This is a genomic window from Veillonella sp. (assembly GCF_015058545.1).
GTDB lineage: Bacteria > Bacillota > Negativicutes > Veillonellales > Veillonellaceae > Veillonella_A.
Map to the genome: position 1 here is coordinate 1 of NZ_SVCB01000006.1, position 13,005 is coordinate 13,005.

At 44.9% G+C, this 13,005-nt stretch carries 11 protein-coding genes, 1 pseudogene and 1 riboswitch; of the genes and pseudogenes, 6 read left to right on the plus strand and 6 right to left on the minus strand.

Going from position 1 to position 13,005, the window contains the following annotated elements; all coding sequences use genetic code 11:
• Positions 1-229: 229 nt before the first annotated feature.
• The 3 genes from E7204_RS00215 to bioD all read right to left on the minus strand — a co-directional run bounded on the left by E7204_RS00215 (position 230) and on the right by bioD (position 3,500).
• On the minus strand, positions 230-1,057 hold the full coding sequence (locus E7204_RS00215; RefSeq protein ID WP_295180446.1) for a class I SAM-dependent methyltransferase: 828 nt from the start codon (positions 1,055-1,057) through the stop codon (positions 230-232).
• A gap of 237 nt (positions 1,058-1,294) precedes the next feature.
• Positions 1,295-2,647 (minus strand): adenosylmethionine--8-amino-7-oxononanoate transaminase, encoded by a 1,353-nt coding sequence (bioA, locus tag E7204_RS00220; RefSeq protein WP_295180448.1) that lies wholly within the window; start codon positions 2,645-2,647, stop codon positions 1,295-1,297.
• Between the two features lie 160 nt (positions 2,648-2,807).
• The gene (gene bioD / locus E7204_RS00225) at positions 2,808-3,500 is read right to left on the minus strand and encodes a dethiobiotin synthase (RefSeq protein ID WP_295180450.1); all 693 of its coding nucleotides are present in this window, start codon (positions 3,498-3,500) and stop codon (positions 2,808-2,810) included.
• Between the two features lie 338 nt (positions 3,501-3,838).
• Between bioD and E7204_RS00230 the strand changes: the two genes are divergently transcribed.
• From E7204_RS00230 to E7204_RS00240, 3 genes are read left to right on the plus strand one after another with little or no spacing between them, the layout of a single operon-like run.
• A complete protein-coding gene (locus E7204_RS00230; protein ID WP_295180452.1) occupies positions 3,839-4,585 on the plus strand; it encodes a DeoR/GlpR family DNA-binding transcription regulator in 747 nt (248 codons plus the stop codon).
• Positions 4,582-5,487, plus strand: coding sequence for a 1-phosphofructokinase (gene pfkB, locus E7204_RS00235; RefSeq protein WP_295180454.1), 906 nt, complete (start codon positions 4,582-4,584; stop codon positions 5,485-5,487). The genes E7204_RS00230 and pfkB overlap by 4 nt, the downstream gene beginning before the upstream one ends.
• A 4-nt stretch (positions 5,488-5,491) precedes the next feature.
• Entirely contained in the window at positions 5,492-7,489 is a 1,998-nt protein-coding gene (locus E7204_RS00240) for a fructose-specific PTS transporter subunit EIIC (protein WP_295180456.1), read from the plus strand.
• Between the two features lie 172 nt (positions 7,490-7,661).
• Here the strand turns inward: E7204_RS00240 and E7204_RS00245 are convergent, their stop codons facing one another.
• On the minus strand, positions 7,662-8,204 hold the full coding sequence (locus E7204_RS00245; protein WP_295180458.1) for a GNAT family N-acetyltransferase: 543 nt from the start codon (positions 8,202-8,204) through the stop codon (positions 7,662-7,664).
• Positions 8,205-8,452: 248 nt separating this feature from the next.
• A riboswitch (TPP riboswitch) is annotated at positions 8,453-8,560 on the plus strand.
• Positions 8,561-8,719: 159 nt separating this feature from the next.
• Between E7204_RS00245 and thiW the strand changes: the two genes are divergently transcribed.
• The 3 genes from thiW to mscL all read left to right on the plus strand — a co-directional run bounded on the left by thiW (position 8,720) and on the right by mscL (position 11,327).
• Positions 8,720-9,238, plus strand: coding sequence for an energy coupling factor transporter S component ThiW (gene thiW / locus E7204_RS00250; RefSeq protein ID WP_295180460.1), 519 nt, complete (start codon positions 8,720-8,722; stop codon positions 9,236-9,238).
• Positions 9,239-9,345: 107 nt separating this feature from the next.
• Positions 9,346-10,539, plus strand: a complete 1,194-nt coding sequence (cytX, locus tag E7204_RS00255; RefSeq protein ID WP_295180462.1) for a putative hydroxymethylpyrimidine transporter CytX — start codon at positions 9,346-9,348, stop codon at positions 10,537-10,539.
• 329 nt (positions 10,540-10,868) lie between these two features.
• Positions 10,869-11,327: a large-conductance mechanosensitive channel protein MscL gene (gene mscL / locus E7204_RS00260; RefSeq protein ID WP_295180464.1), complete on the plus strand. Its 459-nt coding sequence runs from the start codon at positions 10,869-10,871 to the stop codon at positions 11,325-11,327.
• Positions 11,328-11,436: 109 nt separating this feature from the next.
• Here the strand turns inward: mscL and E7204_RS00265 are convergent, their stop codons facing one another.
• The gene (locus E7204_RS00265) at positions 11,437-12,765 is read right to left on the minus strand and encodes an amidohydrolase (RefSeq protein ID WP_295180466.1); all 1,329 of its coding nucleotides are present in this window, start codon (positions 12,763-12,765) and stop codon (positions 11,437-11,439) included.
• 1 nt (position 12,766) lies between these two features.
• Positions 12,767-13,005 (minus strand): annotated as a pseudogene (locus E7204_RS00270) (hypothetical protein); the annotation flags it as partial.

A 13,005-nucleotide genomic window follows, 5' to 3' on the forward strand; every position in this document is an offset into this window, starting at 1 on the left:
ATCTTTTGACCTGAGAATATGATTTGACTCCATATTTTTTTGTTAGATTTTTGCCACCGCCTTCTCCTTTTAAATTTGCTGTAACAACTTTTAGCTTAAATTTAAAACTATATTTTGACATGAAAAAACCGACCTCCTTAAAATTAGATTTTTAGGTCTAACTTTAAGGGGTCGGTTCAATCATTACTTCGGCTACTGTGGCATTATTTATTTAATTTGTAAATTAAGGCTATTTAACGCGCCAGGAAACCCACGCAACCTTATCTTCCGATGTATTGCGAATGCGGCTGTCTTCCGTGCGATACGGCGCCAATAACGACAAAATTTCAGCACGCATAGCTTCTTCCGTACCCCATTCTTCCGAATGAAGGCGCATGGTGAAATAGCGAAGTGCTTCTTCTTCCGTGAAAAATTCCGTTTCCGGCACGTTTACATATTCCACGTTCACGTCTTGGCCGACTTTTTTAACCGTAGCAATCACATCATCTACATTAGCCTGCCATTTGAAGTCATCTTTTTGACCGTAAAAGTGTTCATATAAAGCATCAACGATAGTATCCTGACGACCGGCAAAACCCACGAACAAGCAGGCATTGCGGCTTGTCTTGGCCAATGCTTCAATATTGTTCATGTCAAACATAACGGGACAGAAAAAGCTGTAACTCAAGTCGAACTGTTTATCCCAGCCTAATTCCGCACGGGTTTCTTCACTCCACGGACCTACGTAAAGGTCCAAATCAAGATCTTCTTTTTCCGCTATTTTACGAGCGCCCGCAATCATACCGTTGGACAAGTCGATACCCGTAGCCTGATAGCCCAACTTGGCAAGGCCCAACGAATAATCGCCTACACCGCAGCCTACATCGAGAGTACGACCGCCCGGAGCCGGTAATAATTCATGTTTTTTCAAAAAATCTATAAAATTCGTAACCTGCGCAGCACGTTCTTGTTTGTCATGTAATTCCACGAAAAATTCGGAACGACTATTCCACGCCTCTTGTTCAGAGCGCCATTCCAGTTCTTCTTCGTGTATATTCGTTACTCGCACATTGCTCATAAAAGCCCTCCTATTGATAATTTATATCAATTCTAATATTTTCTATATATAGAGTACTCTTATTTTGTTCCCATGACAAATACCAATTACGAATAATAGCCTAGATTCGGTTGCATATTATTATGAGATTTAATCTCATAAATACATAAACTCAAAAAATACGCCCTAGGCTATATTCTTAAGTCAACCGAATCCAGGCTAAGCTTTCATTCCATTAGAAAACCGGCAATTATTAAATTATTTGCCCAACACGTCATTGAAGGATTCCACCGTACGATCGATGGCATCAGTCAATGTCTTATTATCCGTATTAAGTGGCGGATTGAAGTAGAGCACATCACCCAACGGACGGAGCAATAAACCGTGGTCCAAGGCTTTTTTATAAATCTGATAGCCTGTACGGGCTTTACTTGGCAACGGTTCTTTCGTGGCCGGATCTTTAACGAGTTCAATAGCATTGATGAGGCCGATGTGACGAATTTCACCCACATTCGGATGTTTACCCAATGCATCTTCCAAAGCATTGTGCAAGAAGACGGCTTTATCTTGTGCCGCCGCTAAGACGCCGTCGTTTTGCAAAATATCCAGTGTTGCTAAAGCGGCTGAACAGCCCAATGGGTTACCTGCATAGGTATGACTGTGCATGAACGCTTTGTACTCGAAATAATCGGCATAGAAGGCATCATAAATCGCATCGGTAACAGCCATGATGGACATCGGCATATAGCCGGCCGTCAATGCTTTGGATATGGTCATGATATCCGGGGTAATACCCGCATGGTCACAGGCAAACATTTTGCCCGTACGGCCGAAGCCGGTAGCAATTTCATCGGCAATGAGCAGGACACCGTATTCATCGCAAAGAGCACGTAATTTTTTCAAATACAATGGCGGATACATGCGCATGCCCGCACAGCCCTGTACAATCGGTTCCACAATAACGGCCGCCAATTCATGACTATGTTTGGCGAAGTTTTCTTCCATATGCTCGAAACATTCGCAACCGCAAGTTTCACGGGTCTTGTTATATGGACAGCGATAGCAATCCGGCGCTTCCGTATGGATGGTTTCCATCAGCATCGGCTGATACATTTTAGCAAACAAATCCATGCTGCCAACGGCTAAAGCGCCCATGGTTTCCCCATGATAACTTTCCGTGAGACACATAAATTTCTGACGTTCCGGATGACCTGTTTGATACTGATACTGGAAGGCCACTTTAAGGGCACATTCAACGGCACCGGAGCCATTATCGTTAAAATGCAATTTATTAAGGCCCTTCGGCAACACCTTGGTCAATTCTTCAGCCAAGGTAATGGCCGGTTTATGACTCAAATTGGCAAAAATAACATGTTCCAATGTATCCAACTGTTTTTTGATGGACGCATTGATTTTCGGATTGCAGTGCCCCAATAAATTACACCACCAAGAACTGATGATATCGATATATTCTTTGCCGTCTACGTCATATAAATACGAACCTTTGCCATGGTCGATGACAATGGGCGGCAATGTTTCATAATCCTTCATTTGTGAACAAGGATGCCAAATATGTGCTAAATCTCTTTCAACCCACACCTGTGAACTCATGTTGAACTCCTTTTACCTCTAAATACCTATACCTAATCATTACGTATGTTAACTGTATTCGCACCCTGATACGCGCCTAACTTAACTAATACGTAACCTAACTTACTATGTAAAAACTTATATATAACCCTTACATGTTGCTGCTTGAAAAAAATATTGCTTACACTTCGTCATATAAGGCGGCTAACGTATCGGCGGAAACGCCTAAGTCTTTAGCTCCTTCCGGTACACAAGCAATGACCGGCACGCCCGTCAATTCTTCAATCATCAGCTTATTATCCCGTTCCATGGGACTATCCGTATAGAAGTTCAAAATAACCCCTTTAACCGGAATGTTGCGAGCCCGTAAGTATTCGATGGTCAAGACAGTCGCATTAATCGTACCCAACCCGGCATGGGCTACCAACAAAGTCGGTAAATTAAACCACTTGATGACATCTTCCAAGAAAATATGCGCCGTTTCGTCATATCGCAACGGACACATGATGCCACCGCTACCTTCCATGGTGACGTATTCGAAGTTTTCTTTCGCTTTTGCAAAAGCCGCTTCTACTACGGTTTTTTCAAGGGGATGACCTTCCCATTGAGCTGCCAAATGAGGCGATACGGCATGATCATATAAATATGACAATAAATCTTCATCCGGTACATCAATGCCGGCCACTTTTTTTACATAACCCGCATCACTGGCTGCAATTGACGGCGCCCCACTGACCGCCGCTTTATAATAACCGGCCTTATATTGACCGTCTCGCAATGTTTTTACCAAAAGACCGGTAATGAATGTCTTGCCGATATCTGTTCCCGTTCCCAATACAAATAAGCCCTTACTCTTTGATTCGAGTTGTGCCATAATAACATCCCTTCCTCTATTATTACCCTATTTATCAACACGCGGTTAACAAATTGATTTTGATTTAATTTAATCACGCCAAGGGCTTATTGTCAACTCGAACCATTTTAGTATGGTTTATAATCGACCTACAATAATTTTATAAATTGCATTTTTAATATACCCAAAAGGCATTCAATCATCATTTTTAGCACTATTGATTACTTTTGTTCAAAAAGCGTCATTTATCATTGACTAAATGAGCGATTATGATTATATTATAGTTAAGATAAACCATAATTAAGCAAAATACTAATATAGTTAATAAATATATGCGATGTTACACAGAGGAGATTCCCATGTTATCAGAAGAACGGCAATCCTTAATTCTCGAACGGTTGCGGACTAAACGGGCCGTTACCGTACAGGAATTGGTGCAAGACCTTGATTCCTCAGCGGCCACGATTCGCCGCGATTTAACCGAACTGCATCAGAAGGGCTTACTGCAAAAGGTGCACGGCGGCGCTGTGAGTTGCGATGTGGACTATTTCACCACCGAACCCGATATGTCAACGAAAGCCAATTTGTTTACTGATGAAAAAACAGCCATTGCCCAAGCGGCGGCAGCACTCATTGAAGAGCACGACTTCGTCTTTATCGATGCGGGCACAACGACGGAAATGATGTTACCTTTCGTCAATGCGAAGAATGTAACCTTCGTCACCAACGGCACATCTCATGCGGCAGCACTGGCCGCCCGTTATCGCCGTGTCATTCTCCTTGGGGGTCAGGTAAAAGCGGTTACCGGGGCCATCATTGGGGACACCGCTTTACAACAATTAGATGTTTTTAATTTTACCAAAGGCTTCTTCGGTACCAACGGCGTCAGCATTAAAGGCGGTTTCAGCACGCCGGATCCGGCCGAAGCGGCTATCAAAGCCAAAGCAATTCATAAATGCCATCGTGCTTACGTGCTTTGCGATTCGTCAAAATTTGACAAAATATCGTCGGTTACGTTTGCCCCATTGGAAAGTGCAACGATTATTACAACCAAAGTAAAAGGTGCTTATCATAACTATACTGAAATTAAGGAGGTAGAGCCATGATTTACACGGTTACTTTTAATCCGTCCCTCGACTATGTCATGCGCGTTAACGGCTTTGAACCGAACGGCGTTAACCGCACCTATGAAGATTTCATCGTAGCCGGCGGTAAAGGGATTAATGTATCCATCATGTTACGCCATTTAGGCCACGAGAACACCGCTTTAGGCTTCATTGCCGGTTTTACGGGTGACGAAATTGTGCGCCAACTGCGTGAAGAAGGTTGTGAAGAAGCTTTTGTCCGACTTGAAAAAGGCTATTCCCGCATCAATGTGAAATTAAAGAGCAATGGTGAAACGGAAATCAATGCCCAAGGCCCTGTCATCACCGAAGACGCCATGGCTAAGCTCTACAAACAACTTGATGCTTTGCAAAGCGGTGACACCTTAGTGCTCTCCGGCAGCATCCCCAAAGGACTTCCGGAAACAACCTATCGTGACATTATGGAGCGACTCAGCGGTCGCAATATTCGCATCATCGTCGATGCGACCCAAGATTTACTCATGAATGTACTCGATTTAAAACCGTTTTTAATTAAGCCGAATCATCACGAATTAGAAAGTGTATTCCATACAAAATTTACAACGGAAACAGACATCATCGAAGCCGCCCGCCAATTACAGGCCAAAGGTGCCCAGAACGTCCTCGTATCAAGAGCCGGCGACGGTGCCGTATTAGTTGATGCTAACGGCGAGGTACGAACCAGTCCCGTACCGAAAGGCAAACTCGTCAATTCCGTAGGTTCCGGTGATTCCATGGTGGCCGGTTTCTTGGCCGGCTATATCGAATCGGACGGTCAATATGACAAAGCCCTGGCTATGGGCGTCGCCGCCGGTTCAGCGTCCGCCTTTGAAGAGTGGCTCGCAAATCGTGAACAAGTAGAAGCATTATTGGAGAAGGAGTAATATCATGAAAATTACGGATTTACTACAGAAGCAATCAATTCAATTGCATGCCCATCCGACCAACAAAGATATCGCCATTCGCCAACTGGCCGAATTGATGGATGCAAGCGGTAATTTAAAAAACAAAGAACAGTACATCAAAGATGTATTAATTCGTGAAGAATCCGGCTCCACCGGTCTCGGCATGGGTCTTGCTACCCCACATGCTAAAAGTATCGGCGTAAAAGCACCGGGCCTGTCCGCTATGACGGTGCCTGAAGGCATGGACTTCGAAAGCCTCGACGGCGAACCAACCCGACTCTTCTTTATGATTGCTGCCCCGGAAGGTCAGGCTGACACCCATGTACAGGTATTGGCTAATTTAGCCACCCTCATCATGGATCCCGAATTTAAAGAAGCGCTCATCAAAGCGCAAACCGTGGAAGGGTTCCTCGCTTTAATTGATGTAAAAGAAGCGGACCAATTCAAACCGAAAATGACCGAAACGGAAGCGTTAGCTATTGTTGAACAAAACGTTACTACGGCGGGCACGGCCGCTCCAACGGCTGCCCAAGCTGCAGCAAAGCAACCGGCTACACCGGCTCCGGCAACTAACACAACCAAAACCGCTGATGGCTCCTATCGCGTACTGGCAGTCACCGCTTGTCCTACCGGCATCGCTCATACTGCCATGGCCGCTGAAGCCTTAACCCGCACAGCCGCCGACATGGGCATCTCCATTAAAGTTGAACAAAACGGGGCGGCCGGCGTAAAAGACGCCATCACGGCCGAAGACATTAAAAATGCGGAATGTATTATCGTCGCTGCCGACAAGAGCGTTCCTATGGCTCGTTTTAACGGCAAACCGCTCATTCAGGTAAAAGTAGCGGACGGCATCAATAAAGCCAAAGAATTATTGGAAGAAGCCACGTCCGGCAAAGCTGCCATCTTTGAAGCGGGCGAAGAAAAAGCCGACAAAAACGCCATTACGGCCCAAGACAGCTTTGGTCGTCAGATTTACAAACATTTGATGAACGGCGTATCCCATATGTTGCCATTCGTTATCGGCGGCGGTATCTTAATCGCCCTCGCCTTCCTCTTTGACGATTTCAATCCGGCCGATCCAAGTAAATTCGGTTCCGGTACGGAACTGGCCGCTTTCTTTATGAAAATCGGCGGTGCTTCCTTTAGCTTTATGTTACCGGTATTAGCCGGTTTTATCGGCATGAGTATTGCCGACCGTCCGGGTCTTGCCGTTGGTTTCGTTGGCGGCTACCTTGCTAACGCCGGCGGTTCCGGTTTCCTCGGCGCCCTCTTGGCAGGTTTTGTGGCCGGTTATCTCATGCTCTTATTAAAACGAGTTTTCTCCGGCTTACCTCAATCCTTGGAAGGTATCAAACCGGTTTTACTCTATCCGGTATTGGGCGTACTCTTCATGGGTATCATCATTACCTTTATTATTAACCCACCGGTTGGTGCTCTCAACGAAGGCTTGATGAATGCCTTGAAGAGCATGGACACAAGCAGCCGTATTGTTATCGGTATCATCTTTGCCGGCATGATGGCTGTTGATATGGGTGGTCCGGTAAATAAAGCAGCTTATGTAATCGGCACAGGTCTCTTGGCTACCGGCGAATACGGTGTTATGGCAGCCGTTATGGCCGGCGGTATGGTGCCTCCATTGGCTATCGCCCTTTGCACTACGTTCTTCCCTAATCGCTTCACTCCGGCTGAACGAAAATCCGGTATTACCAACTATGTTATGGGCTTCTCCTTCATCACCGAAGGGGCTATTCCATTCGCCGCAGCCGATCCGGTTCGCGTAATTCCATCCTGTATCGTGGGTGCCGCTGTAGCCGGTGCGTTATCCATGGCTTTTGAATGCACCTTGCGTGCCCCACATGGCGGTATCTTCGTAGTACCGACTATCGGCAATCCGCTCATGTACTTATTGGCTATCTTGGTTGGTTCCGTTGTGACCGCTTTGTTATTGGCTATTTTGAAAAAACCGTTAAAAGCCTAATCTCTAGCTAATAGACAATAACCTTATGCATAAAATTTTTACACATAAAGCCTAACCCTTATAAAAATACCCCTGAGTCCTATGGATTCAGAGGTATTGCCATATTGTATATTAAATTTAAATATCACTTAATCATTCGTCAAACTTAAATAATTTAAGTTTTATAAAAACTCTATTTGTTCAATTCTTCACGGATACTTGCCACCGAGCGACGTAACAGCCAATCCGTATCGTTCGAATCACCTACCACAAAGGTATGCTCACCGAATTTTTCAAAGCCGAACTTCGCATAAAACTTCTGTGCTTTGTAATTGTATTCCCACACACCAAGCCAAACATAATCACAGTCCGTTTGGGTTGCTAATTGCAGCGCCTTTTCAAAGAGAAGTTTGCCAAGGCCGAGTCCTTGGTAATCAGCCAAAACGTAAATACGCTGTACTTCAAAACCATTCGGCAATTCCTGCTCAGTTTGCGCACGGCCTACATTAACTTTCAAAAAACCGACCGGCTTGCCGTCGACCACCGCAAAAAAATGTTGCGACTCCGAATCGGTTAACTCCTGCTGCAATGTTGCTTCCGACAAGGATGTGTTAAAGTACTCAGCAAATTCTTCATCCGTATATTCTTCACTAAATGTTTCTGAAAATGTTCGCACCGCTAATTCGCGCAATATTTTCACATCGTTTGCCCCAATTTTTACAATCTCTGTGCTCATATCGCCATACCGCTCCTTTTCTCAAATCTGTTTAATTTACGGCTTATAAACGCCCTTATTTACTTTATGACCAAAACCTACTTAATTTCTTTATGCGTATAAACCGATTTATAAACTCTGTACGTAAAAATTTTTCATGTATTATAATCGCTTCATTATAAACTATTCTCAGTGTTTTTTCAAACCAACCCTTCATAATTGCACTTCATAAAAGTTGCACACCGTCGCCGGCTGTGCTATAATCACGTTAGAAAATTCAGGGGAGCTTATGAACGTAGGCTGAGAGGAAGTCATCAAACTTCGACCCTTATACCTGTACGGATAATGCCGTCGTAGGAAGATGTTATAGCGACTTTCTCACGGAGGTACCGTATCGGTGCCTCTGTTTTTTTATGCTGTCTGTCAAAACAGACCGACTGGCGGGGGAGCGCCCGACAGTTGTCATTACAGCGAAGGGAAGCCGTGTTCCGGCGTGAGAGGAGACCAATAAGTCTCGACCGCTACAGGAGTTTGTAATGAACGAATCTACCAGTAATGTAAAAAAAGTAACCATGGCCGGTATTTTAGTGGCCGTAGCCGTAGTAGGCAGCACCTTTTCTTTTCCCGTTGGCATCAGTAAATGTGCCCCCGTACAACATATGATTAACATTCTTTGCGCCGTATTATTAGGTCGCTATTACGGAGTGGGCGTAGCCTTTTGCGCCAGCACTTTACGTCTTGTAACAGGGCTCGGCAGTGTACTCGCCTTTCCGGGCAGTATGTGGGGTGCCCTCTTGGCCGGCATTGTCTATAATCGTACGGGCAATCTACTCTTAACGCTCTTAGCCGAAGTATTTGGTACCGGCATTCTTGGCGGTCTCTCCGCCTACCCATTGGCCATTATCGTTTTGGGTAAATCGGCCGGCCAAATTGCGTTTTATACCTATGTGGTTCCTTTTTTGATTTCTACCATAGGTGGCTCCCTATTGGCAGGGATTTTGCTCTATACATTACGCAGCACCGGAGCCTTAGCGCAATTAAAACAGCATCAGTAGGCCTATCTATAGTCCGCGCCTAAGCCCCTGTTGACGTCTCAGCATTGCTGAACGCGCCGACTGCCGGTTGGCCGCCTATGATACCCTGATGCCGGAAAGGGTATTCTATGAGTACAACTACTTCTGAAACAAAATTATTATCTCACGGTCTTTTGTGGTTTGGTGCCGCCTTATCCATTGCCGAAATTTTTACAGGCACTTTATTCGCGCCGCTCGGTTTTGAGCAAGGGGTTACGGCCATTTTATTGGGCCATATCATCGGCGGCTTACTCTTCTTCTTAGCCGGTCTCATCGGCGCCAATACGCGTCGCAGTGCCATGGAAACAGTACGCATCGGCTTTGGCCGTCAAGGCGCATCCGGTTTTGCCTTGGCCAACGTATTACAATTAATCGGCTGGACCACCGTTATGATTATTACCGGTGCCGCTGCTACCAATGCCATTTTGCCTTGGGGCACCACCGTTTGGTCCTTAATCATCGGCGGGCTCATCATTCTTTGGCTCGTCCTCGGGTACAGCAATCTTACCCGCCTAAATTTAGTAGCCGTAGGCTTATTATTCTGCCTCACTATCTGGCTCAGTTTCATTATTTTTGATTCTACTTCAGCCGTAGCCGGCGCCTTACAGTTAACGGAATACCAAGGTCTCTCCTTCGGTGCTGCCGTTGAATTATCCGCGGCCATGCCTTTATCCTGGTTACCACTCGTATCTGACTATACTCGCACGGCCAAACGCCCCGTAGCGGCTACCGTAGTGAGTACCTTAACGTATACCATCGTCAGCATTTGGATGTATGTTATCGGTCTCGGTTCCGCTATTTATGCCGGCGAAACCGATATTGCCGCCGTTATGTTAAAAACAGGTCTCGGTCTCTGGCCATTATTAATTATTATCTTTGCCACCGTTACGACGACTTATCTCGATGCGTTTTCCGCCGGCGTCAGCTTAGTCAGCATTTTCCAAAATTTATCTGAAAAAACAACGGCTATCGCTTTAACCGTACTCGGTATTATATTAGCGATTTTTGTACCCATGACGGAGTACGAAAACTTCCTATTTCTCATTGGTTCGGTTTTCACGCCCATGATTGCGATTCTCTTTACCCAATACTTTCTCCTTAAGCAGGATGCATCTGGGCGTAAATTTTACCTTCCAAACCTGATTCTTTGGCTTGTCGGTTTTATCTTATACAGAAATGTGATGACCTATGAAACACCTCTGGGCACCACATTCCCGGTTATGATTGTCATTGCAGTTCTGACATACATCGTGGGCCGTATTACCGGCAAAATTCAAAATTAATAAAAAAGAGCTTTGAGTCATTACTGATTCAGAGCTCTTTTTCGTCCTTATTTCCGGCAGACCAGTTTATATTAGCCTAAATTTATATGTTTCTTGGCACAAATTTTCTTTACACTTACTTAATTAATAGTACATTTCACCCAAATATCGAAGTTCTATAATTAGTTTTAAAAAAATCGATATTTTATATATACACTGTTCTCGTTCTATGCTATACTGAATTTGCAATAATAAGTCGGTATTAAACTATCATAAATCATAATGACCGACAACTATAAGTAAACAGCCAAAGTGGCTGTGTAATGTTTTTTAGACAGGGGCGTATATCCATGAACGATTTTTTAAGAGGTTTTAAAGATTTTGCATTGCGCGGCAATGTAATTGACTTGGCTGTCGGTGTTGTTATCGGCGCTGCTTTCGGTAAGATTGTATCTTCCTTAGTTAGCGACATCATCATGCCGCCAATCGGTTTACTTTTAGGCGGTATCGATTTCTCCGATTTCTTCATCAGCTTGAACGGCCAACAGGCAGCTACTTTGGCGGAAGCTAAAGCAGCCGGTATTCCGGTTATCGCTTACGGTAGCTTCTTGAATGCGGTAGTTCAATTCCTCATCGTAGCATTTGCGATTTACTTAGTAATCAAACAGATTAACAATCTATATCCTAAAAAAGAAGCACCGGTTAAACCAATGCGTACTTGCCCGTTCTGTAAACAGGACATAGACGAAGAAGCAACGCGTTGTCCGCATTGTACTTCTGAGTTGACACCGGAAGTTAAAGCCAGCTAATTGGCAATCCTAAAAAAATCCCACATTATCGAAGAGCTTGCCTCGTAATGGACAAAGAGAGCGACGGACTTAACAGTTCGTCGCTCTCGCTCGTTTTAACTATTAATAATTATTTTTCACCTTCACTAATGCTGTCCATTAATTTAATGTACTCTTCCTTAGTGAATACAGGTTTGTAATTATCCTGCACTTTCTTAGCCCCTTCACCGTCGCCATATAACAAGTCAACAATGGTCATGGCCAAAGCTTGCGCAGTTTTGGTATAGGCTACTTCAGGAATGGAAATCTTGTAATTGGCACCGTGAAGAACGCCTTCAATACAGCCAACCCACGGATGAATAACCGGTATAATATGCGCTACATCACCCATATCCGTACTACCGGCCATGTGTTCGCCTTGAATTACATTAGCCTCGCCAAATAATGGAATGGAGTTTTCTTTTAAAAACTCATTCATAATGGCATCATTACGCATCGGCAAATAGCCCGGTAAATCGTTGATTTCGCAAGTTGCACCCACTGCATCGGCACCGGCCTTCAGAGCGCGATTAACGCGTTTATTAGCCGCTATCATGGCATCTACATTGGCCGCCCGCACATAGCTTTCCATAGCTACAAAGTCAGGCACTACATTAACTAAGCTGCCGCCGCTGTTAATAATCGGGTGGAACCGCACATAGTCGCTTTCTTTGAAGGTATCACGAATGGCATTGACCCCCATAACCCCCATCATAGCTGCTTGCAATGCATTGACACCTTCATGAGGGGCACCGGCTGCATGAGCCGCTTTACCGTGATAATTGATCAACTTACCGATAAAGCCATTCGATGTAGCGCCCAAGCCCATTTCACCGCCTTCGGTGTGCGCTGTTTCCACATGCATTTGCATAGCCATGTCAATATCGTCAAAAGCACCTTCATAGATAAGCTGCTGCTTGCCGCCTAAATATTTAATTTTGCCTTCTTCACGCAATTTATTGCGGTAGTCGATTTCCACATATTCTTCAGCCGGAACAGCAAAGATAACTACTTCACCATTTAATTCCGGCAAAACACCTTCCGCCTGCAAACCGATGGCCACGGCCAACATATTGGCAATCTGCACATTATGGCCGCAACAATGAGCCGCACCGGTCACTTCATCGGCACGCGGATGTTTAGGGCAAATGATGGCATCCAATTCACCAATCATGGCAACGCGATAAGCATCGCTTTTACCTTTTAAACGGCCCTTCACCCCGGTCAAAGCATGGCCGGTCGTAAATGGAATATTCAACTCTGTAAACAACTGCTGTACAAAGGCCGTTGTTTTATTTTCTTTATAGCCCAATTCAGGGGCTGCCATAATCGTTTCGGCAATTTCCATTAATCTTGGCATCGCCTTCTCAATGGCTGCACAGACTCGTTCTTTTACTTCTGTTTTAGTTAATCCACTCATGTTAAATTACGCCCTCCCAATGTAAAACTACTTGTGCTACTAAAGCGGCACAAACGAAGGTTCCTGCCGCAACGGCTAAGGCAACCGGAACAATACGCCACGACAATTGTTTAAAAGCGCCTAAATCCTTGCCCAAGGACAAACCGGCATACGCCAATACCGGTGTTGTTGTGGCTAAGAAGGTAACCTCAGCCGCTTGTTTGGTAATCCAGTCACTACCCGGTACGCCCGGAATCGATA